Source organism: Desulfoluna sp. CYM3A (genome assembly GCF_056829965.1).
In genome coordinates this window covers 2,016,242-2,038,006 of the sequence record NZ_CP186556.1, presented here as the reverse complement: position 1 = coordinate 2,038,006, position 21,765 = coordinate 2,016,242, and the positions used below count along the sequence as shown (strand labels likewise).

General features: G+C 58.3%; 24 protein-coding genes and 4 pseudogenes. 13 read left to right on the top strand and 15 right to left on the bottom strand.

All coding sequences use genetic code 11. The annotated features are described in order from the left end of the window. From ACOYW1_RS10530 to ACOYW1_RS10515, 4 genes and pseudogenes are all read right to left on the bottom strand, one after another. Entirely contained in the window at positions 1-861 is an 861-nt protein-coding gene (locus ACOYW1_RS10530; RefSeq protein ID WP_482422755.1) for a serine/threonine protein kinase, read from the bottom strand. A gap of 343 nt (positions 862-1,204) precedes the next feature. Further along, positions 1,205-2,133, bottom strand: a pseudogene (locus ACOYW1_RS10525) (tRNA-dihydrouridine synthase). A gap of 278 nt (positions 2,134-2,411) precedes the next feature. Next, a complete protein-coding gene (locus ACOYW1_RS10520; RefSeq protein ID WP_180146411.1) occupies positions 2,412-3,275 on the bottom strand; it encodes a rhomboid family intramembrane serine protease in 864 nt (287 codons plus the stop codon). Between the two features lie 275 nt (positions 3,276-3,550). After that, positions 3,551-3,868: a DUF6951 family protein gene (locus tag ACOYW1_RS10515; RefSeq protein WP_482416482.1), complete on the bottom strand. Its 318-nt coding sequence runs from the start codon at positions 3,866-3,868 to the stop codon at positions 3,551-3,553. 303 nt (positions 3,869-4,171) lie between these two features. On the opposite strand from ACOYW1_RS10515, the pseudogene ACOYW1_RS10510 reads away from it, so the two are divergent. The 10 genes and pseudogenes from ACOYW1_RS10510 to ACOYW1_RS10465 all read left to right on the top strand — a co-directional run. Further along, positions 4,172-4,516 (top strand): annotated as a pseudogene (locus ACOYW1_RS10510) (hypothetical protein); the annotation flags it as partial. Positions 4,517-4,559: 43 nt separating this feature from the next. After that, positions 4,560-4,874 carry a hypothetical protein gene (locus tag ACOYW1_RS10505; protein ID WP_482423898.1) on the top strand — a complete coding sequence of 105 codons (315 nt, stop codon included), beginning with the start codon at positions 4,560-4,562 and terminating at the stop codon, positions 4,872-4,874. A gap of 14 nt (positions 4,875-4,888) precedes the next feature. Further along, a complete protein-coding gene (locus tag ACOYW1_RS10500; RefSeq protein ID WP_482422754.1) occupies positions 4,889-5,449 on the top strand; it encodes a sodium-dependent transporter in 561 nt (186 codons plus the stop codon). Continuing rightward, positions 5,422-5,631 carry a hypothetical protein gene (locus ACOYW1_RS10495; RefSeq protein WP_482422753.1) on the top strand — a complete coding sequence of 70 codons (210 nt, stop codon included), beginning with the start codon at positions 5,422-5,424 and terminating at the stop codon, positions 5,629-5,631. Before ACOYW1_RS10500 ends, ACOYW1_RS10495 begins: the two co-directional genes overlap by 28 nt. A gap of 78 nt (positions 5,632-5,709) precedes the next feature. Continuing rightward, positions 5,710-6,510 carry a sodium:solute symporter family protein gene (locus tag ACOYW1_RS10490; RefSeq protein WP_482422752.1) on the top strand — a complete coding sequence of 267 codons (801 nt, stop codon included), beginning with the start codon at positions 5,710-5,712 and terminating at the stop codon, positions 6,508-6,510. 103 nt (positions 6,511-6,613) lie between these two features. Then, positions 6,614-7,048 carry a hypothetical protein gene (locus tag ACOYW1_RS10485; protein ID WP_482422751.1) on the top strand — a complete coding sequence of 145 codons (435 nt, stop codon included), beginning with the start codon at positions 6,614-6,616 and terminating at the stop codon, positions 7,046-7,048. Between the two features lie 11 nt (positions 7,049-7,059). After that, positions 7,060-7,212 carry a hypothetical protein gene (locus ACOYW1_RS10480; RefSeq protein ID WP_482422750.1) on the top strand — a complete coding sequence of 51 codons (153 nt, stop codon included), beginning with the start codon at positions 7,060-7,062 and terminating at the stop codon, positions 7,210-7,212. A 485-nt stretch (positions 7,213-7,697) separates the two neighbouring features. After that, positions 7,698-8,324: a hypothetical protein gene (locus tag ACOYW1_RS10475; RefSeq protein WP_482422749.1), complete on the top strand. Its 627-nt coding sequence runs from the start codon at positions 7,698-7,700 to the stop codon at positions 8,322-8,324. Positions 8,325-8,367: 43 nt separating this feature from the next. Continuing rightward, positions 8,368-9,330: a M28 family peptidase gene (locus tag ACOYW1_RS10470; RefSeq protein WP_482422748.1), complete on the top strand. Its 963-nt coding sequence runs from the start codon at positions 8,368-8,370 to the stop codon at positions 9,328-9,330. Between the two features lie 50 nt (positions 9,331-9,380). After that, positions 9,381-9,647: a hypothetical protein gene (locus ACOYW1_RS10465; RefSeq protein ID WP_482422747.1), complete on the top strand. Its 267-nt coding sequence runs from the start codon at positions 9,381-9,383 to the stop codon at positions 9,645-9,647. Between the two features lie 366 nt (positions 9,648-10,013). Here ACOYW1_RS10465 and ACOYW1_RS10460 read toward each other — a convergent pair whose 3' ends face one another. The 11 genes and pseudogenes from ACOYW1_RS10460 to nifH form a co-directional block, all read right to left on the bottom strand. Continuing rightward, complete coding sequence (locus ACOYW1_RS10460; protein ID WP_482423897.1) at positions 10,014-10,430, bottom strand: hypothetical protein; 417 nt, start codon at positions 10,428-10,430, stop codon at positions 10,014-10,016. Positions 10,431-10,464: 34 nt separating this feature from the next. Further along, positions 10,465-10,761, bottom strand: a pseudogene (locus ACOYW1_RS10455) (flavodoxin family protein); the annotation flags it as partial. Between the two features lie 172 nt (positions 10,762-10,933). Then, the gene (locus ACOYW1_RS10450) at positions 10,934-11,386 is read right to left on the bottom strand and encodes a GNAT family N-acetyltransferase (protein WP_482423701.1); all 453 of its coding nucleotides are present in this window, start codon (positions 11,384-11,386) and stop codon (positions 10,934-10,936) included. A 4-nt stretch (positions 11,387-11,390) separates the two neighbouring features. Then, positions 11,391-11,705 (bottom strand): (2Fe-2S) ferredoxin domain-containing protein, encoded by a 315-nt coding sequence (locus tag ACOYW1_RS10445; protein ID WP_482422746.1) that lies wholly within the window; start codon positions 11,703-11,705, stop codon positions 11,391-11,393. Positions 11,706-11,793: 88 nt separating this feature from the next. Further along, a complete protein-coding gene (gene nifB / locus ACOYW1_RS10440) occupies positions 11,794-13,119 on the bottom strand; it encodes a nitrogenase cofactor biosynthesis protein NifB (protein ID WP_482422745.1) in 1,326 nt (441 codons plus the stop codon). Between the two features lie 312 nt (positions 13,120-13,431). Next, entirely contained in the window at positions 13,432-14,808 is a 1,377-nt protein-coding gene (gene nifK, locus ACOYW1_RS10435) for a nitrogenase molybdenum-iron protein subunit beta (protein ID WP_482422744.1), read from the bottom strand. Positions 14,809-14,848: 40 nt separating this feature from the next. Continuing rightward, positions 14,849-15,148 (bottom strand): nitrogenase component 1, encoded by a 300-nt coding sequence (locus ACOYW1_RS10430; protein ID WP_482423700.1) that lies wholly within the window; start codon positions 15,146-15,148, stop codon positions 14,849-14,851. Beyond that, the gene (locus tag ACOYW1_RS10425) at positions 15,145-16,494 is read right to left on the bottom strand and encodes a nitrogenase component 1 (RefSeq protein ID WP_482422743.1); all 1,350 of its coding nucleotides are present in this window, start codon (positions 16,492-16,494) and stop codon (positions 15,145-15,147) included. Before ACOYW1_RS10425 ends, ACOYW1_RS10430 begins: the two co-directional genes overlap by 4 nt. Positions 16,495-16,554: 60 nt before the next feature. Further along, positions 16,555-16,935: a P-II family nitrogen regulator gene (locus ACOYW1_RS10420; RefSeq protein WP_180146375.1), complete on the bottom strand. Its 381-nt coding sequence runs from the start codon at positions 16,933-16,935 to the stop codon at positions 16,555-16,557. Continuing rightward, positions 16,932-17,288: a P-II family nitrogen regulator gene (locus ACOYW1_RS10415; protein WP_482416491.1), complete on the bottom strand. Its 357-nt coding sequence runs from the start codon at positions 17,286-17,288 to the stop codon at positions 16,932-16,934. Before ACOYW1_RS10415 ends, ACOYW1_RS10420 begins: the two co-directional genes overlap by 4 nt. A gap of 63 nt (positions 17,289-17,351) precedes the next feature. Continuing rightward, positions 17,352-18,251, bottom strand: a complete 900-nt coding sequence (gene nifH / locus ACOYW1_RS10410; protein ID WP_482422742.1) for a nitrogenase iron protein — start codon at positions 18,249-18,251, stop codon at positions 17,352-17,354. A 679-nt stretch (positions 18,252-18,930) separates the two neighbouring features. On the opposite strand from nifH, the gene nifE reads away from it, so the two are divergent. From nifE to ACOYW1_RS10395, 3 genes and pseudogenes are all read left to right on the top strand, one after another. Beyond that, positions 18,931-20,286: a nitrogenase iron-molybdenum cofactor biosynthesis protein NifE gene (gene nifE / locus ACOYW1_RS10405; RefSeq protein ID WP_482422741.1), complete on the top strand. Its 1,356-nt coding sequence runs from the start codon at positions 18,931-18,933 to the stop codon at positions 20,284-20,286. Between the two features lie 73 nt (positions 20,287-20,359). Beyond that, a pseudogene (locus ACOYW1_RS10400) lies at positions 20,360-20,497 on the top strand (nitrogenase component 1); the annotation flags it as partial. 40 nt (positions 20,498-20,537) lie between these two features. After that, complete coding sequence (locus tag ACOYW1_RS10395; protein WP_482422740.1) at positions 20,538-21,716, top strand: nitrogenase component 1; 1,179 nt, start codon at positions 20,538-20,540, stop codon at positions 21,714-21,716. The last annotated feature ends 49 nt before the right edge of the window (positions 21,717-21,765 follow it).

The window sequence follows — 21,765 nt, the reverse complement described above, 5'->3', positions numbered from 1 at the left end:
CTAGCCATCCGGCGAGGACCACAGGCTAAGGTAGTCGGCCGACTCACCGGTGCGCATGCCCGCCTCTATGGCCTCGATAAGGGCCTCGGCAGAGGGAACGCGCCCTTCCGGGTTTCGATTCATCAGGCTCATGATGATTTCATCGAGCCACCGGGGAATCTCAAAGCAGAGCGTGCAGGGCCGCGCGGGTGTCAGGGCCACCCGGGAATGAATCATCCCCCCCACGGTCTCCATGTCAAAGGGGAGGCGACCGGTGAAGGCCTCGTACATCACCACGCCCAGAGAGTAAAGATCGCTGCGGTGATCCGGTTCCCCTTCCCTGGCGACGGTGAGTTCAGGGGCACTGTACGCAAGGGCCGTGAGCAGGTGATCCACCTCCTGGAACTCGTCGTCCCGGATCACCCCGGGCTCGTTGTTGAACCCGCCCAGCTGAACCCGACCCGTATCCTGGTTAACGATGATGTGTGAAGGGCTGATGTGACCGTGAACCACGCCTGCCTGATGGCAGTATGCAAGGGTTCGTGAGAAATCGAGGAACCAAGAGATGAGAACCTCACGACCGGGAAGTCCCGTGTCGTAAAGTTTTCTGAGGGGCTCGCCGTCGATGTCTTCCAGGATGAGGGTCAGCCCAAGGGACGTCTGCTTCAGTCCAAAGGTCTTGATGATCCCGGGGTGAGACAATTCCCTCAGCATGGCGTATTCATGCTTGACCATCTCCACCTCGGACTCCCCGGGGCGTTCACGCTTCAACACCTTTAAAATGACTTTTCGGCTGTGCGCCGTGCTCCATGCCCTGTAGTACCCGGACACCCGATCCTGAAAAACCAACTCCGGCTGAACAAATTCGTCGATAACAGCCATGCGCCCCCTCCATCTCCGCGGCAGCCTGAGAACCCGCCAACGGACGCGCACCAACCCACCAGTCATCGTCTTCCCCGGCATCGTCTCCACAAGGCATGCCGACCACCTCCCTGAAAGGCCATCGACACCCCCACCCACGTTCGCAAACGATATCATCGCCGATTGAACGTGTTATCCACCGGTATCATCGTCGGTTCTACCCATCACATCGCCGGAAGTCAATACAGATCACAAGGAACGGCAAGGAGGAAAAAGGGAAGGCAACGGGCTGCAGACCATCGCCATGGCGAAGGGAAAAAGGCCCGGTATCCTGGCGACACCGGGCCTGAAAATAGGATGAGGATCAGCCTGCCACCGTGGGTCGTCCGGCAAAGAGCTGCTCCACGGCCGCTTCATAGGCTGCAAGATCGGTGAGGCGGCGCAAGGGTTTGAAGAGGCGATCGCCGTTTTCAAAGGCGTCCTTGAAATAGACCCAGAAGGCTTTCATGACGTTGGTCACATGCCCGGGGCCATCGAGACGTTCCACCTGGCGGGCGTAGATGGCGTCATGGAATGTCTTGAGCAGGCTCAGTTTCGTCTCGTCATCAAACCGGTCGCCCTTGATCTCAGCCGGGAGAAAGGGGTTGGGGATCACCCAGCGCCCGATCATCCAGTCCGAGATGGTGGGAAATCGCTTTGACAGCGCCGTGAACCGATCAAGGGACCACAGGTCTCCGTTGTAGATCACGCGATGCCTGATCTCGGGGAGCACGGACTCGAAGAAATCGAGGTCCGGGTCCCCCTTGTACATCTGCACACCGGTGCGGGGATGGACCGTGAGGTCTTCCAGGGGATACCGGTTGTAAATCTCAATGAGGGTGTGGAACTCGTCCCGGGTGTGACGCCCCAGCCGGGTCTTGACGGAGAGGCGACCTTTACGTCGCTCCACCAGCTGTCCAGCAGGGCGTCCAGTTCATCGGGAAAACAGAGGATCCCCGATCCCTTCTTCTTTTTGGCCACCATTTTATAGGGGCACCCGAGGTTCAGGTTCACAACGGGATGGCCAAGGTCGTAGAGACGGTTGGCAAGCAGCACGATGTCATCGGCCACACTGCCCATTACCTGGGGGATCACGGGCATCTTTGTGTTGAGTTCCGGCAGGACGTCGTTCCACTCCCGGTCCTTGGCGCGCCCTTCGGGAAGCGCAGAGATAAAGGGAGAGACGGCAACGTCGATGCCGGAGAAAATCTCGGCGTACACGTCCCGGAAGAGCAGCTCGGTGTAGCCCTGCATGGGGGCCAGCCAAAGTCGATGTGTCATGATCTCACCATAAAAAAAGTGACCGTTGCTGCATGGAGCGCGGTCACGAGATATCTGTTGCCGATGCGGGCCAGGGGCCCGCAGCCGGATATGGAATACATCTGTTTTTTTTTGTAACTATTCAGCTCAAACAAGCCGTTCCAGGCTCCGCCGAAATAATGTCCACTTTTTCACATTAGAAACGTTTTTTGCGGAGCTTTTTTTCAAAAAAGCGACCCGCCGGAGGCAAGCTGAATAGTTACTGTTTTTTCCTACCTGATATGCACATGCATGGTGGTGGCCGCGGTAAAAATCCCCAACAGGATACTTACTGCGGTCACACTCCCGCACAGAAGGGCCAGGAACTTGTCTCTCTGGGACTCCCGCTTGCGCTCAAGGTAGCCAAGGGCCCAGGCCAGGCCCGCCCCTGCGATAATGCCGCCGCCGTGGGCCCAGTTGTTGATCCCCGGCACGATAAACCCGAAAAGGGCAAGGCTCACCACCCACCCGCTCACCTGGCGGTAGACGGCGTTGCCGTAGGCCCCTCCCCGGTTCTTGCCAAAGTAAAGAGCCGCCCCCACCAGGGCACAGACAGCCCCTGAAGCCCCGATGGTCAAATCCACCCCGGCCAGATACGACACCAGATAGCTCAGGGTCCCGCCCAGCGTAAAAATGATCACCAGACGATAGGTGCCGAACTCACGCATAACAAAGGGCGCAAGGTTCCGAAAGGCGAGCATGTTGAACACAATGTGCAAAATGCTGCCATGGAGCCAGTTGGCCGCCACAAGGGACCACCAGTACCCCAGTCCGTTGATGGGTGCCACCCCCGAGGCCCCCAGAAACAGCAGGGTTTCATTGGACGGAGAAAAAAAGCTCAAGGGGTTGCCCGTCAAGCCCACGCTCTCCCCCCTCAACACGCTGACCACAAGGGAGGCCACATACATCACGACATTGATCCCGATGATTACCTTAAAGATAAGGTCTGGATCGGACATACCGCGGACCATGGCGTTGTTCTTGAGCCCCGAACCGGGCTTGCGGATTCCGCAGTAAGGACACGACGGCTCGTCGTTGCTGATCAGGCGCCTGCAATTCGGACAAAGCAGAGATGTTCGGGAAGGTTTTCTGGTCATGGGGCCTCATTGGATAAATGGGTACGAAAGAGAACACGCCAACCGACGTGGAGGGACGGCTACGGAAGCTCAGGAACACAGCCACGGAAGATTTCCGTGGGCTTATGCTTGCACGGCACCCATCATAAAAGATCCGCGCCGCAGCTTCAATAAAAACCGAAACGAGCCATGGCAAAGGACCGCAGGGACCGGAGACCCGTTATGAACCGGTCAAAAAAAGCCGCCCGGAACACCGGATGCGCATCCGACACGCCTCCAGACGGCTTGGAAACAATTCACTTCCTGAAGGTAAGGACCGGATCCGCGGGCAGGGCCAGCCCGACACTCACTTCAAGGGTCTTGAGGATGGCTGCGGGCACGGGACAGGAGACATGGGGAAGATGCGCCGTACAGAGGGTAATCACCTTGGATTGTCCTTTGGCAAACAACTCGTTCATGACATCCAGGGGCTCGTCCCCCAGGGCCTCGGCCACCTTTTTCAGGTTCGGACACCCTGTTTCAAGGGTACAGACCGCCTTGTATTTATCCGTCGGGTCGGCCGTGATCACCGTCTTGAACCCACACACACCTGCAAACACTTCCATTTCCGTCATGAGACACCCTTTCTAACAAGGGGGGACGCCTCGAAAGGCTCCCCAAAAAACATAATACGCCAGACAAAAACAAGCCCATGGCACCCCCATGGCCGCCCCTTACCATAAAGACAGGCGGCCGGAGCCCATATCAAGCGCCAAGAGTATAGGACGATTCACAATCAAACACAAACCAGAAAAAATCGAGCAACCCAACCCCGCGCAGCCCCCTTGCTTCCCCCGCTTACACAGGCCCCTCATTGACACGCGGAAGAGCGTTACTGTATAAACGTCCTTTGCCCATGCCACGCCTTACTGGGTTCGATGGTAAAAGCAATCTGTGCCACCGCACATATGGGGCCGGGGTACCCGATGTTATTTAGGTATCCGGCCTCTTTTTTTGGGCCTTTTCGCCCGCAATGTAGATTTGGAGAATGCGAAGGTATGCAACAGAAAGGAAAGAGGGACCAGTTCGGAAGCCGACTGGGATTTATTCTGGCGTCCGCAGGGTCCGCCGTAGGGCTTGGAAACATCTGGCGATTCCCCTATGTCACCGGTGAAAACGGAGGGGCTGCCTTTGTTTTTATCTATCTTCTGATGGTTTTTTCCTTAGGATTTACCGTCATGCTGGCTGAGTTTACCCTGGGGCGCAACACCCAGCGTAACAACGTGGGCGCCCTCATGCGCCTGGGGGGCAAGGCCTGGTCCATGGATGGGGTGGCTGGGCATCATCGCCTCCATCATTATTCTTTCATTTTACGGCGTCATCGGCGGCTGGACCATGTGGGACCAGCTTGTGTCGGTGTTCCAGGGACTGCCCACAGGAGCAGATGCAGCGGCCCAGGCAGGCCAGGCCTTTGAAGGGTTCATCACCAACTCTCCGTCTGTCATCTTCTATCAGGCCCTGTTCATGGGGGCCACCATCTGGGTGGTCTCAAAAGGAATCGGCCAGGGCATCGAGCGGTTCTGCAAGGTCCTCATGCCCGCCCTGTTTCTCATCATCTCATCCTGTCCGTGCGTTCCCTGACCTTGGACGGGGCCATGGCAGGCATTTCCTTTTATCTGAAACCCGATTTTTCCAAAGTGACCGGGGGCATGTGCCTGGCCGCCATGGGGCAGGCCTTCTTCTCCCTGAGCCTCGGCAACGGCGGCATGCTCACCTACGGGAGCTACCTGAAAAAAGAGGAGCCCCTCCCCTCCTCGGCCTTCCAGATCTGTATCCTGGACAGCCTGGTGGCCTTCCTCTCCGGCCTCATCATCTTTCCGGCGGTTTTTGCCTTCGGGTTTGAACCGGCCTCCGGGGCGGGCCTCTCCTTCGTGACCCTGCCCGCGGTCTTTTCCCAGATGTTCGGCGGTGTTTTCTGGGCGGGTCTCTTTTTCCTCCTGCTCGTCATCGCCTCCCTCACCTCGTCGGTGAACATGCTGGAAGTGGTCTGCGCCCATTTTATCGATGAAAAGGGATGGTCCAGAAACAAGGCGCCCTGGGCCATCGGCTTCGGCATTTTCCTTCTGGGCGTGCCGTCGGCCATCTCCCTTGCAGGCGGCCTCAACGTATCAGAGGGTTCCTGGACACCATGGACTTCATCGCCTCCAACCTCATGATGCCCCTGGGCGGGTTGTTCATTGTCCTGTTTACCGGCTGGGTCATTGCAGATATCGCCAAAAACGAGGTCACCAACGGCGGCGACGTCTCCTTTTCCCTCCTGCCCGTATGGCAGGTGGCCTGCAAGGTGGTGGCCCCCCTTGCTGTGGGATACATTTTCTTTCAGGGACTCACCTGGTAACAGCGAACGCCGGATCCCCCGGCCCGAATGCCGGGGGATAAACAGCGCAACGCGCCGGACACTCAACGCGAGGGTATCATGAGCGACTACTCTATTTTCATCGGCCTTCTGGCCCTCTACATCGGCAGCCTCATCGGCATCGGCATCTATTACAACAAGAAACAGAAAACCAGCGTGGACTTTTTCCTGGCGGGCCGGGAGCTTAATGCCCTGTCCATCGGCTTTTCCGCCGCAGCTTCCTGGCTTACGGCAGGGGCCCTTCTGGCCGTCACCGGCTTTTTCATGCTCCTGGGCATGGGGTCTGTCTGGGGCTTTGTGGCCCCCAACATCATCGCCCTGGTGGTCATTGCCCTTTTCGTCAAAAAGCTGAAACGCCTTCCGGCCATCACCCAGCCGGAGCTCCTTGAGATGCGATACGGCGACTCCCTCAGGGGGCCGGTGGCCATCATCATCACCATCGTCATGATCCTTTTTGCGGTCTCGGACATCAAAGGATTCTCCATGGTGCTGGAGATTTTCTACGGCTTGGATTCCCTCTACTCCGTGCTTATCGTGGGGGCTGCCGTGGCCCTTTATGTCAACTTAGGGGGCTTTTCCGCGGTGGTCTTCACCGACCGCATCCAGTTTACCCTCCTCTTTCTCTTTGTCATGGCCATGGCCGTCATGACCACGGGGGCCGCCACTGACGCAGACGCCACCTTGAGCTTCTCGAAGATGGTAAGCGACGTCCCCGGAGCCTGGTACAACCCCTTCTCTGTTGGGCTCCCCATGGTCCTGATCTTTACCCTTTCCATTGTTCCCGGCTGGATCACCGAGCAGGATCCCTGGCAGAAGGTGTGGGCTGCAAAGGACGACAAAGCCGCGCAAACCTGGGTATGATCATCGGGGCCGTGCCGGACCTGGTGTTGGCGGATGCGCCGTCATCGCCATCGCCCTCAACCGCCTCTACCCGGAGATCGCCGCCGCGGGCTTTCCCGCAGGCATGGCCAAGGCAGAGCCCGCCCTTCTCGTCTTCATCACGGAAAGCGGCTTCTCCAAGTTCGGCCTGGCCCTCTGCGCCATCGGCCTTGCCACCGCCGCCATGTCCTGTGCCGATACCTTTGCCACCTCCGGTGCCTCGTGCATCTCCCGGGACATCTACCAGCGATACATCAATCCCGATGCGGATGAAAAGAGCATCATGCGCATCAACCGCCTCTCCGTCCTTTTCATCATCGGTGCGGCCACCCTCTGCTCCTATTTCATCCACAACATCATCGAGGCGATTCACATCGCCACGTTTATCGCCAGCGCCTCCTACTTTTTTCCCCCTGACTCGGCGGCCTTTTCTGGAAACGGGCCACCCGTAAGGGTGCTGTGGCGGGCCTTGTCTGCGGGGCCACAACACAGATCGCCCTTGTGGCCATCGACCTGGTAAAAACCCCGCCCATGGCACCCGGTTACCTGGAGTCCCTCTCCCCGATGCTCTCCGGCCACGGCGTCATCGCCGGGATGCTCATCAGCGGCATCGCCTTTGTGGTTGGCTCGTATACAGACAAGCCCGTGGACCAGAAACGACTCGATCTCTTTTTTACCCCATAAGCTTTAGTATCCATCTGAAAAACAGGGACGCTCTTGCAAAAGAGCGTCCCTTACCGGCCCAATACCAAACCCACATTCCTTTCCCAAAAGATCTTACTCACCCTTTTTGCCTGCTTCGAAATACTCCTTCTGCCAACACCACGGACAGAATATCTCTTTTTTTCCTGAACCATCTTTCCATGGTTTTAGGCCCACCGTTCGGTGACATGGAGGCCTTTCCATCTCCATTGACAAACCATTTGCATGGGTACATCAATAAAGTTTCCCGATATTTCACGACAATCCATGATCTCGCTGTATTCCATTTCTGCGTGCCTTTCCTTTGCGTAAATCAACCGAACAGAGATGATATCCCCAAACTTACATCGCAATTCCGGAATTGACTGAGCATCTGCCCTGTGGCGTCCCCTCACCCCCGGTTTTTCGCCACCACGCAACGGGCAGCCAACCCCATCGTATCCACCCCAACAAAAAGGAAGGACACCATGACATCACGCAACGTGAAAACCACGTTTCGCTGCATCTGTTTTTCTCTGGGCATCGCCCTGCTCATCGCGGCCTACGCCCACGCATCCGCATCGGCTCCACCCATAACGGCATCACGGGGCACCCTGCCCGATGCCGTGGAGCTTCACTGGCAACCCGTCAGCTGGGCAACGGGGTACCACATCCTTCGCTCCGGCAACTTCAACGGGCCCTATTTTCCCGTGGGATGGGCGGACGACGGAAACGAGACATATCGAGACGAAAAAGCGGAAGGCGGGGTGTACTACTGGTACAAGGTCAAACCCCAATTCGGCATCATTGCCGGACGGTCCACCCCGAGGGCACAAGGCTGGATCACCCCCAGGGAGCCCGGTGGCATGGTGGATACCACGGAAAGGGTTCCGGGGCTTCTCAAGCAGGTCCCCCATTTCCACAACGTGAGGAACCTGGCGAGAAAAGGGAAAAGTCGCTTCCGGCACCTGATGCTGACAGACGGATTCATCCCCTCCAACGAGGAAGAGGACCATTGGGTGGAGGGAATCTGCGCCACAGAACACCGCCGCATCGGCTCACCGGAATCCCGCATCGCCATTGCCACCCTGACCGGCTGGCTGGAAGGAATATGATCGGGCCCCATATGTCTATGATCAGCCCTTTGCCCTGGAGGCCGTGTACACCGCAACGGACTGGGGCCTGGACATCGACAGGGGCAACGGCTTCAAACCCTTTGACGCCTTTTACGCCGTGAACACGGGCATGACCCTGGACAACCCCAACGGCTCCATGGTCACAGGCCCCATGGTGTGGGCCGGGGACGGCAGCCCCGAGTCCTTTGACAAACTGGGCAATATCCAGGGCAAGGTGGTGGTTGCCGAATGCGAGTTTTCCAACCTGCCCCTGGGGTTCATCGACATGCTCTACAACGGAGGCTACGCCAAGTCAGATCCGGAGAACTGGATCAACCTGTTCACCTCCCTTCCCATGACCTTTACCCGCTCCAATTTTCCGGCGGAATACCTGGACGAGGATCATTACGATGAGGCGGTCTACTGGCAGGCCTTCGACAGGGGCGCCGCCGGGCTGGTCCTCATCATGAAAAACCACCCCGGTGACCTCAATACGCACTGGGGGCCCTACGACGGCCGCATGCGACCCATGCCCTGCATGTGGGTAAGCAGCCACAAGGGAGAGGAGATCAAAGAAATCGCCGAATCCGGCGCCACGGCCAAGGTCCGTATTTCAGGGGAGGTCAAGCCCGGAGAAGGCCACAACATCTACGCGGTGCTCCCGGCCACCGAGCCCGTGGACGGAAAGCTCTCCGATGAGATCATCCTCATCAGCACCCACCATGACTCCTGCTTCAAAGGGGCCACCGAAGACGGCACAGGCGTGGCCATGGTCCTGGCCCAGGCCGCCTACTGGAGCCGGGTGGAAAAACGGGAGAAAAACATCGTCTTCATCTTCACGGACGGACACCACTACCGGGGTCTGGGCGCCGAACTCTTTGCCCATGACCACCTGCACGACATCATGGAACACACCATTATCAACATCAACCTGGAGCATCTTGCGGCAAGCGGGGTAAAGGAAAACAAGGAAGGAAAACTCGTGGCCAGGACCACGGGGCCCTGACCACCATCTTTATCAATGAAAACCCCACAGCTATTGCAGCCACGGCCCGCATGCTCGAAGCCGCACAGCCCGACCGCACCGTGGCCATCCACTCAACCCTTTTAGGAAACGTGCCGCCTGGGGAATCAGGCCACTTCCACGTGGTGGCGGGCATCGACTTCATCCACTGGATCGGCTACCCGGTCTACCTGCTCACCTCGGAAGACACCCTGGACAAGGTGGACCAAAGCATCCTCAGCCCCCTGGCCCGTGCCGCCACCGAGCTCACCGCTACCTTCATGATGCTCCCGGACGGGTACTCGGACTACGCTGAGTAATGTAAGGTATGTCGTCACTATCCAGATCAAAAAAAACCTCCGGCGACCCTACCGGAGGTTTTACGTTTATTTGACATTCCACTCTGGCCGCGAGGTGAGCCACCTCGAAGCCTGATTGCCTTGCGCTTTGCCCTCGTTCCTCGGGCCAAAGCGCAAGGGCCTTCGACTCGGGCTTCGCCCGACACAAACGCTGATGGTATGTGCGAGCTGGATCACAAGCTTCGACGTAACAGGATACGTTATCGCTACTTGCCCATTGTGGATTTAATCGCACTGCCTCCGGAGGCTTCTTATTTCCTAGGCTCCGCCTTGCAGGTATGAACCATAGAGGGTGTAGCGACCTCAAACGTGAAGGCCGAGCCCGTACTAGGCTGTCTGCTCGCGATGGTGAAACAGGAATTTTTTCTGGTTTTTGGCACTCGCCCCAGAAGGATATCGGAGCCTAAAAAGCGCGGGCTCTTTGGGAATGGGCTGGGCCACGGCCGCGGCCATGGTCTCTTCGCTGATCTTGCCGTCCTTGACGAATTCCCTGCCGGCCTGCCTGATGGCCTCATGGATGGCGGGCACCTCTTTGGGAAGGAGTTCTTCCATGGCCAGGACATAGGAGTTGGGACGCAGGAGTTCCCCTGCGTACTCGGCCTGGAAGTTCTTGCAGATTCGCTTGACGTGATCCACCAGCCCGTCGAAGTTGTCCATCTCCCAGAACCCGCAGACGCTCATAAGAAGCAGCTTTAACGTTTGAAATGCGGGACTTGTGGCGATAATGCCCGTCCACCATTTCAAACTCGGGCTCCACCAGGGGAATGATCCGGTCGGTGAAGGTCTTCATCTGGGCTGTCATCCCGTCCACATACAAAGGCGTTGCCAGAATAAGCACGTCCGCTGCCGCCACCTGATCCAGAATGGCCGGCATGTCGTCTTTATGGATGCACTCCCCGGGGGTGCGGACCCAGCAGTTGAAGCATCCGTCGCAATACCTGATCTTCTTGTCCACCACATTGAACCGTTCCACCTCTGCCCCCGCCTCGGCAGCCCCTTCCAGAAACAGGTTCAACATCAGGTGGGTCATCCCTTTTTTCGTTGTCGGGCTTCCGTTTACAGCCAGAATCTTCATGCTCGCTCTCTCCTTATCAAAGCAATGGGATTGAAAATCCTGTCATCCGCAAACGTCACCAGCAAAGGCACAATCAACGGAAAAGACAGGGTTTATGCCTGTCAGGCTGCCACAAACCCTGCCAAATAGCAAAGAGATGTCCCTTAAAAAACAGCAATACGTAAAGAGCCATTCAGCGCTTTCGCCTGCACACCATACGGGTTTCAGCCCAGCCCATGCGCGAGTAAAAGTCCAATGCGTTTCGGTTGGTCTTGTCCGCAAGGAGCTGGAGCCTGGATGCGCCGAGCCCACGGGCCCAGGCTTCCACGGCCGCAAGGAGCATGGCCCCAAAGCCACGCCCCCTGTGGACCTCTTCCACCACCAGGTCCTCCACCAGGGCGGAGAGCCCGCCTTCGGCCGTGGAAACCAGGCACTGGGCGCTGCACATGGCCACAACGCGGCCCCCGGTTTCCACGCACAGAACCACCGAGTCGTCCCGGGACAGAAGCAAGCTCAGCCCCCGTGCCTGTTTCTCCGGATCAATGGCAAAATCCGCTTCCAGGGCGAACAGCACAGCAAGAAGTGATACCAGCCCCTGGATATCCTCCTGCCCTGCCCGTCGGAGGACGTAGGCGCCATCAGTCATCACCTCAGGCCTCCACGGCCGTCAGGAGATACGCTTCGGCTGCGGTGCCGTCTTCGATGGCGTCGAGGACCGCGTCCACAGCCTCTTCGGAGTCGATGCCCCCGTACCAGTGATTTTCCGGGTACACCACCACCACGGGCCCCCGCTCGCACTGCTTGAGGCACCCGGTGCTGGAGAGCAGGACATCGCTCATGCCCCGATCCAGGATCTCCTCTTCCATGTACTGGAGAAGGGAGACCGACCCTTTTTTATGACAGATCCCCTGGGGTTCCCCGGAAGCACGGGGGCTGCGTATAGCAAAATATGATGTTTCGGACATTCCATGATCTGCTCCTTTTCTCTTAAAATCGCTTTAGATTCATTCTTCGATGGTGCGCAAGCGCACCCTACAACCTGGCCGATAGCCATTAACCGCACCCCATGCCCATGCCCATGCCGGAGCACATTTCGCCCCGCCGCCTGGCTGGCCTTTTTGCCATGGGGGCCAGGCTTCGGCCCTCGAACACCGCCCCCAGGGCTTCGTCAATGAGCCCTTCGATGACGTGCACATCCACCCCGCTCTCTGCCATGGCTTTGCGGGGCGCGTCCCCAATGCCGCTCACAAGCAGGGTCGAGCAATCGGCCAAGCGCTCTGCAAGCTCCCGCCACCTCTCGGCCCCGGTACCCGCTGCCGGTGTGGGCCGGGTCTCCAGGTGCAGGAATTGGCCCTTTTTCTTGCCGAAAATCTTCAACTCCATGGCCTCGCCAAGGTGCTGGTTCACCAGCAGACCTTCCATGGAGGCCACGGCCACAAAGGGCCGCTCACTGTGGGTGGTCCGGCAGCTCTCCTGGGGGGACTCCCAGACGGAATCGGGCACTTCGGGCATGAGCTCGCACGCCTTGAGCTTGGCCATGAGGCCGTTATCCTGGGCATCGCCCAGGCACCCCACGGCATCGGCACGGCACCGGGCACAATGGGTCATCTGCCGGATATACACCCCGGCCTCTTTCCTGACGGCGTTCACCTCGGCTGCCGACGGCTCCGGGATATGGGCAAAGGCAGAGCCCTTGTTTTCATGGAAGGGCAGGCAGTTGAAGATATCCACCCCGAGGCCTGCCACGGTCTTTGCGATCTCCACGATGTGGTGATCGTTGATCCCCGGGATCATGATGGCGTTGACCTTCACCATGACCCCCGCCTGCTTCAGGGCCCTGATGGCGGCAAGCTGGCGCTCCATAAGAAGGGCGGCCCCTGCCTGGGAGCCGATGACCCGCTTGCCGTCCCGAACCCAGGCATACACCTCCGCGCCAACAGCCGGATCCACGGCGTTGACCGTGACGGTCACATGGCCGGTGTTCAGTGCGGCCAGATCATCGATGAAGGGGGCAATGCCCAATCCGTTGGTGGCAAGACAAAGGATCACATCGGGATAGGCCTGCCGAACCAGGCGCAGGGTCTCCATGGTCTGGGACGGGTTGGCAAAGGGATCCCCGGGACCGGCAATGCCCACCACCGAAATGTTCTTCTTGGCCTCGAACACATGCTCCAGGTACACCAGGGCCTGATAGGGCGAGAGCACACCGCTTGTAACCCCCGGGCGGCTCTCGTTGACGCAGTCGAATTTCCGGTCGCAGAACCGGCACTGGATATTGCAGCGGGGGGCCACGGGCAGATGGACCCGCCCGAAGCGCTTGCGGGCATTGACGTTAAAACAGGGATGGTTGACGCTGTTGATATCCTTATCTGGTTTCATTGGCTCTCTCCTGAAAATAGCTGTAAACATCCCGCCTGGAGCAAGATGATCCGCCGTGGGCACATGTGCGAATGACGAGCCGTTCACACATCTTTGATTGTAACTATTCAGCTTATGTTTGCCTCCGGCGGCCCTGCCGGGGGCCAAACTTTTGCCTGATTTATGAAACGCAGGTTTGACAAACAGGTCTTGACAGCTTTGGCATGAATTCAAGCGATTTTGACTGCTCTAATCCTTTTACCGGAAAGTTTTTTGCGGAGCTTTTTTTCAAAAAAGCGACCCGCCGGAGGCAAGCTGAATAGTTACCCTTTTTTACATGACCAGCTCGAAGCTCTCCTCTGAGGAGTCGCGATCCTTTCGGTCGAGGAGGGCGCTGAGTATCTGCTCCAAAAGCCTCAGGCCGCCCCGGTAGCCCACTGTGGGAAAATAGGAGTGCCCCACCCTGTCCAGGATGGGAAACCCGTGCCGCACAAAGGGGATGTCCTCGTCCCGTGCGATGTACTTGCCGTAGGTGTTGCCCATCAAAAGGTCCACGGGCTCGTTTTTGATCCACTGGTGCAGTTGGAACATGTCCCCGTGGGACTTGATGTTGACGGGCACGGGGGAGTCCTTGGTGAGTTCGGCGATGGTGGCTTCGAACTCCTTGCCCGGGGTGCCGGTGACGATGTGCACGGGCACCATGTCCAGGGTCACGAGAAACTCGGTGAGGGCGATGAGCTGATCCGGGTCTCCGAACAGGGCCACCTTTTTCCCGTAGAGGTACTGCTGCATGTCCGTCATGACGTCCACGAGCTGGCCGCGCTCAAAGGTCAGGGAGTCCGGCACGGTCACCCCGGCGAATTTCCGCAGGGTGTCGATGTAACGGTCCGTGGCCACAAGCCCGATGGGCAGGGGCAGTACCCGGCACGGCACCTTGAACTTGGTATCCAGGAACTTGGCGGCAAGGGAGGAGGCAAAGGAGCCCAGGGCCAGGGTCCCCATGCTGTCCCCCGTTGACTTGAGCTCCTCCACGGTGGTGCCCCCTTTGGGGAACATATGGTACCTGCCGGTCTGGGGGCCGTTGAGCACCCCGGAGGTATCGGGAAACAGCACGGTTTTCACCCCCATCTCCTCTGCCAGGCGCTTGACCTCGGCCATGTCCGACGGCTCCACAAAGCCCGGGATGATGTTCATCTGGTTTTTCTGCTCACCGGTCTTTTCGGCAAAGCCGCTGACGATGCCCTTGCACATGTTGGAAAAGCCCGTCACATGGGAGCCCACGTAGCTGGGGGTCGGGGCGTAGATCACGTGCTTTCCCTCTGGCACCTTGCCGTCGTCGTAGGCTTTCTTCACGATCTGGGTCAAATCGTCCCCTATGGTTTCCGACAGGCATGTGGTATGAACGGAGATGATGTCAGGCTCGTACACGGTAAAGATATTGTCGATGGCCTGAAGCATGTTGGACTGACCGCCGAACACCGACGACCCTTCGGTAAAGGAGCTGGTGGCCGCCACCACCGGTTCCTTGTAATGCCGGGTCAGGGTGCTTCGATGGTAAGCGCAACACCCCTGGGATCCGTGGCTGTGGGGCATACAGCCATGGATCCCCAGGGACGCGTACATGGCCCCGATGGGCTGACAGGTTTTGGCCGGGTTGATCATCAGGGCCTTTCTGTCCGTAATCTCTGTGGGTGTGTGTCTCAGTAGCATGATGTGTCCTTTTTTGTCTGGTTGATTCCGTCACCGCGCCTCACGCCGCTGCATAGGTCGCCGTCAGCTCCGGCTCTTTCTCCCAGGGCGCCTTCACATACGACCACACCTTGCTGTTGGTCATCCGCGCGATCTCCCGGTAAAAGTTGATGGCCCCCTTGAACCCCGCGTAGGGGCCTCCGTAGTCATAGGAGTGGAGCTGCTTCATGGGCACCCCGCTCTTCTGGATGATGTACTTCTCCTTGATGCCCGCGCAGAAGACGTCGGGCTTGATGGCCTCGATGAGCTTTTCCGTCTCGTACTGGCTGATGTCGTCGATGACAAAGGTGTTGGGCTTCATGTCCGCGATAAGGCCGTCGTACTCGCGGTAGATCTGGCCCGTGGACGTGAGCTCCTCCTCGGTCTTTCGCAGCCGGTATTTGTCCGGGTCCTGCTCCACCGAGAGCTGTCGATGCTGTCGATGCACGATTTCCAGCCCTTGATGGAGGAGGCGCTGCTTGCCTGGTAGATCATCCCGATCAGCGGCTTCCTGGCGGCCATGGTCTTCATGCCGAGCTCGCTGAAGAGTTCCTGGTAGTGGTGGGCCCTGGACCCGCCCACAAAAAGCATGGCCAGCTTGCCTTCGCACAAGGGGCGGTTCGCCTCCATGGCCTCGTTCACAGCGGGCATCTCCCGGGCGATGACCTCCTCCACCCGGGCGGTAAGTGAATCATCTTCAAAGTACTGAGCAATTTTCCTCAACGATTGGGCGGTGGCCCGGGCCCCGATAAAGTTGATCTTGATCCAGGGCATCCCGTACTTCTTCTCCATCATCTCCGCCATGTAGGTAATGGAGCGGTGACACATCACCACGTTCAAGTCGGCTGTGTGGGAGTTGGCAAACTGTTCCATGGTGGAGTTGCCGCTGAAGGTGGAGATAAGGGAGATCCCGCACTCATCCAGGATCCGTTCGATTTCAAAGGCGTCCCCGCCGATGTTGTACTCGCCCAGAAGGTTGATCCTGAACTCCCCGCCCCGGATGGTGTCGTCCAAACCCACCACATGTTGAAAAATACCGTTGTTGGCGATGTGGTGCCCCGCGGACTGGCTCACCCCCTTGTACCCCTCACAACTGAAGCCGAAGATATTGATGCCCAGGGTCTCCTTCATCTCCCGGCACACCGAATGGATGTCGTCCCCGATGAGCCCCACCGGGCAGGTAGAAAAGACGCTGATGGTCTGGGGATGAAAGATGTCGTACGCCTCCTGGATGGCCTGCTTGAGTTTCTTTTCTCCGCCGAAGACGATGTTTTCGTCCTGCATGTCCGTGGAAAAGCAGTAGGGCATGTAGTTCGGGGAGTCATCGGAGGCGGGCCGGGTCTGGTTTCGCCGGGTCAGCCAGGCGTAAAAGCCGCACCCGATGGGGCCGTGGACAATGTTGATCACGTCCCGGGTGGGCCCCAGGATCACCCCTTTGCAGCCTGCGTAGCAGCATCCCCTCTGGGTCAGGATACCGGGCACGGTTCGCACGTTGGCTCCGATCTCGGGAATATCGGTGCCTGCGCCGCCAGGCTTTACAAGGATCTGCTTGGCCCGTTTCCGGGCGACCTTGGTGGGATACTTGGAGAGAATCTCGGACCTGACCTTGTCAAGGTCCACATCGTGGGTGCTCTCGGTTCGGTTGGTATCTGTGACTGGTGCTTCCATGGTTTTCCTCTCTTGATGTTCGTGTGGGTCTTGCAATCACCCTGTGCCGGTTGCCCGGGTTCACAGCTCGTCGAGCACCGCATCGCCATGCTCTCCCGTGCGGATACGGATGGCGTCTTTGGAGGGCAGAACAAAGATCTTGCCGTCCCCGGACTTTCCCGTCTGGTTCACCCGGATCAGGGTCTGCACGGCCGTCTCCACGAGGTTGTCGGGAAGGGAGATGAGAATCAGGCGCTTAGGGATAAGCCGGTCGGTCTGTCCCAGCCGGGAGACCGCCTCTTCGTAGCCGTGTTCTGCCCCTTCCAAAAGGTCCAGGTCCACAATGCCCTTTCCCCTGCCCAACACCTCCCGGGCGGTCATGGAGGAGATCCCGGCGTCCGACAGGGCCCGCTTGGTCTGGTTCATCATGTTCATCCTGATGATGGCGATGACCTCCTTCATACCGGCACCTCCTCAAGCTCCCCGTCAGCGTTCTGGCGAATCCCAGAGCTGATGGTGTAGCTCTCCTCTACAGGGGTGATGAAAATCTTCCCGTCCCCGAAGGCCCCTTTTTCACCGGAGCGGGCCGCCTTGATGATGGTCTTGACCACGTACTCCCGGTCGGACTCCTTCACCACGGTGAAGAGCAGCTCCTTGATGATTTCGTCGTAGGTCACTTCGCCGATCTTGATGCCCCGCTGCTTGCCGCGGCCCACCACGGAAAACCGGGTGATGGCGGGAAACCCCGCGGCCATGAGGGACTCCAGGACATGGTTGACTCTTTCAGGACGGACGATGGCGCGTATCATGATCATGGTAACGGTCTCCTTTGCGTATTTTTTCTGTCTCTATTCAGTTAATCTTCGTTGAAAATACGTTTACCCACCCAAGCCGTAATCCATCAAAAGGCTTTCGAGTTCTTCAATTTCAATGGGGGTCGGAATCACGTGCAGGGTGTTTTCCGAAATTTTCTTGGCCAGGGTACGGTATTCATCGGCCTGGGGATCTTCAGGCTCGTATTCGATGACCGTTTTCTTGTTGATTTCGGCCCGCTGAACCACATTGTCCCTGGGGATAAAGTGGATCATCTGGGTCCCGAGCTTTTTGGCCAGCTCTTCGATCATCTCTTTTTCAAAATCCACGTTTCGCGAGTTGCAGATGAGCCCGCCGAGACGCACCCCGCCTGACTCCGCAAACTTGACGATGCCCTTGCAGATGTTGTTGGCCGCGTACATGGCCATCATCTCACCGGAGACCACGATGTAGACCTCCTGGGCCTTGCCCTCCCGGATGGGCATGGCAAACCCGCCGCACACCACGTCGCCCAGGACGTCGTAAAACACGTAGTCAAGCTCCTTGGAGTCCGAATAGGCCCCCAGCTGCTCCAGCAGGTTGATGGAGGTGATGATGCCCCGGCCCGCGCACCCGACGCCAGGTTCGGGGCCCCCGGATTCGGTGCAGACAGCGTTCCTGAAGCCTTCCTTCAGCACATCGCTCAGTTCCACGTCTTCGCCCTCTTCACGCAGGGTATCCAGCACCGTCTTCTGGGCCAGCCCCCCAAGAAGGAGCCGCGTGGAGTCGGCCTTGGGGTCGCACCCCACCACCATCACCTTTTCGCCGCTCTCCGCCAGGCCCGCCACCGTGTTCTGGGTTGTCGTGGATTTTCCGATGCCGCCTTTCCCATAGATCGCAATTTTTCTCATGGTGTGTCTCCTTAAGGTGTTGAGTCGTTGGGTAGATGCCGGGTGCCCGTCCCTTTCGGGGCCTTCAACGGGCAAACCCGGGAAATCAAAATTCGTCGTTCGCAGAGTTTACGTAGCAACAGCCATGCCATGGCGAGTAATCCACAGCATCGAAAACTCTCAACATATTGATAAATCGTTATAAAGCGCCATAAATCCCACATCCACCCCACGCGATACCCGAGGAATTTCACCTCCACCTTGCCAACAAAATTGTAATAACAATCCAAGGGCACAACATTTTTGTAGTAACACTGTTCAATACCCATTCCCCAAGTCAGAGCCAGACCCGACACTGCTTCCCCACCCCCCACCTATATCCGGCTGTATCGGTTGCGACGGCTTAGCCTATAGCCCCTCACCCATAACCCCATTGTTTCAGACATATCGCGATAAAACGAAACCCCACTCAAGATCCTTTTTTCTGCCGTCTCACAGGAGTCCTCCGCTTCGTGACTGTGGAATCGATCCGCGACAGCGTCGCCCCCCAAAAAAGAGACATCGATGTTATTTCTCAACATCAAGTCAACAAAATTGTCATTACGAACACAACGTAGCGTGAACCCACGCGCACACAACCCATCAAGAAAATCCCGCAAAGCCTGACATTACGGCAAATTACCCACGCAACCCCACAAAACAATCTCCGACTGGCACAGTCATTGCGACGTTATCGTCATGATATTCGTCAACCACCCACCAAAGGAGCCACAGCATGACGGAATTGAACATCCTTAAAGAGAGAGAAAAACAGGTCCACAGAAACGACCTCACCACCTTTCAAATGGACTGTGAAACCAAAAGCGCCGCAGGCTCGGTCAGTCAGAGGGCCTGTGTCTTCTGCGGCTCGCGGGTTGTTCTCTACCCGGTGGCCGACGCCCTTCACCTGGTCCACGGTCCCATCGGATGCGCGGCCTACACCTGGGACATCCGAGGAGCCCTCTCCTCGGGGCCCCAGCTCCATCGCCTCAGTTTTTCCACGGATTTGCGGGAGGAGCAGGTGGTCTTCGGGGGTGAAAAAAAACTCCGCCAGTGCCTCACGGACCTCATCGATCGCCACGCACCGGCCGCGGCCTTTGTCTACGCCACGTGCATCGTGGGCATCATCGGAGACGACGTGGACGCCGTTTGCAAAGCCGTAACCAAAGAAAAGGGGATCCCCGTGATTCCCGTGCACTCGGAAGGATTCAAGGGAACCAAAAAAGACGGGTACAGGGCGGCCTGCAAGGCCCTTTTCCAGCTTGTGGGAACGGGGGACACAAGCGGCATCCCACCGGTGAGCATCAACATCCTGGGGGAATTCAACATCAGCGGGGAAGCGTGGATGATCGAAGAGTACTACCGGAAGATGGGCGTGGAGGTGGTCTCGGTCCTCACCGGGGACAGCCGGGTGGAGAAGATCAAACGGAGCCACGGCGCGACCCTTAATGTGGTGCAGTGCTCCGGGGCCATGCTCCAGCTGGCCGAGATGATGGAAGAGGCTTACGGCATCCCTTACATCCGGGTTTCCTACTTCGGCTTAGAGGACACGGCCCAGGCCCTCTACGACGTGGCCGCCCACTTCAGCGACCACCCGGACGTGATGGAAGCCACCCGGGCCCTGGTAAAAACGGAAATCGAGGCTGTCCACCCGGACCTGTTGGAGTTCAAAAAGGTGCTCCACGGCAAAAAGGCTGCCATCTACGTGGGCGGTGCCTTCAAGGCATTTTCCCTCATTAAGGCCCTCCGGTACCTGGGCATGACAACGGTCCTGGTCGGGTCCCAGACCGGCAACACCCAGGACTACGATCTGCTCAAAAAAATGTGCGACACGGACACCATCATCGTGGACGACTCCAACCCCCTGGAGCTCTCCACCTACATCACGGAAAAGGAGGCCGACATCTTCATCGGCGGGGTAAAGGAGAGACCCATCGCCTACAAGATGGGCATCGGGTTCTGCGACCACAACCACGAGCGAAAAACGCCCCTGGCGGGATTCAAAGGAATGCACAATTTCGCCAAGGAGGTATACACCACGGTCCGAAGCCCGGTGTGGCAGTTTGCACCAGCACGAAACCGTGTGTATTGAAGGCATTTTTTTAAGACATCCCCCTCCAGCACCGGAGGGACCATTTCCCATTTATCCACCCAAGGAGAGAGACATGGACGTCACCTACAACGACTCGGCCACAACCAACGCCTGCAAACTCTGCACGCCCCTGGGGGCGTCCCTGGTATTCAAGGGAATCCGTGGCTCCGTGCCCCTGATGCACGGGTCCCAGGGATGCGCCACCTATATAAGGAGATACCTCATCAGCCACTTCAGGGAGCCCGTGGACATTGCCTCCTCCAGTTTCTCCAGACACGGCCATTTTCGGCGGGGGCGACAACCTGAAGCAGGCCATCACCAACGTCACCCGCCAGTACAAACCGGAGCTGGTGGGCATCTCCACCACCTGTCTGAGCGAGACCATCGGCGATGACGTGGGCATGATCTTAAAGGAGTTCAAGGCTGAGCAGTCCGGTGGTCGCCTGCCGGAAATCGTCCACGTCTCCACCCCGAGCTACCGGGGCACCCATGTGGACGGCTTCCACGACGCCGTGGCCGCCCTGCTCCACGCCCTTGCAGACAGCCTGGGCGGAAACAACGGGTGCATCAACATCCTGCCCGGCATGGTCTCTCCGGCGGACATGCGGCATATCCGGGAAATTTTGGATGACTTCGACACAGGCTGCTTCATGCTCCCGGATTACTCAGAGACCCTGGACGGCGAGCTGTGGGACAGCTACCAGAAAATCCCCACAGGGGGCATCGGCATCGACGAGATCCGGGAGATGGGCGGAGCCCGCGCCACCATCGACTTGAGCCGCGTCTGCAGCGAAAAACGAAGCGGTGCCCAGGTTCTCAAGGCCCGATGCAATATCCCGGTCCATCGCACGGGCCTGCCCCTTGGCATCAAGGCCTGCGATCACTTTTTCGCCACCCTGTCGGCCCTCACGCGTCGTGACGTGCCTGAAAAATACACCCGGCAGAGGGGGCGCCTTCTGGACGCCTTTGTGGACGGCCATAAATACATCTCAGGCAAACGGGCCGTGGTCTACGCAGAAGAGGATCTGGTGGTGGGGCTGGCGGGTTTTCTCTGCGAAATCGGCATCGTCCCCGTGGTCTGCGCCTCAGGGGGCACCAGCGGGCACATGAGAGAAGTTCTGGAAAAGACCCTGCCGGACAACATGAAAGAAGACGTAAAGATCATCGAAGAGGCAGACTTTCAGGACATCGAAGAGGCGGCCCTGAAGGTGTCTCCGGACCTTTTCATCGGCAACAGCAAGGGCTACTCCATAACCCGGAAACTGGGGATTCCCCTGATCCGAGTGGGCTTTCCCATCCACGACCGTTTCGGCGGTCAGCGGACCCTCCACGTCGGCTACCGGGGAACCCAGCGGCTCTACGACAACATCGTCAACGCCGTTCTTGAGGCCAGGCAGACCACCTCGGATGTGGGGTACAGCTACATGTAAGGCTGCAAAAGAGAGGAAACAGCCTCCGGCGGCAAGGTGTGCCACCTTG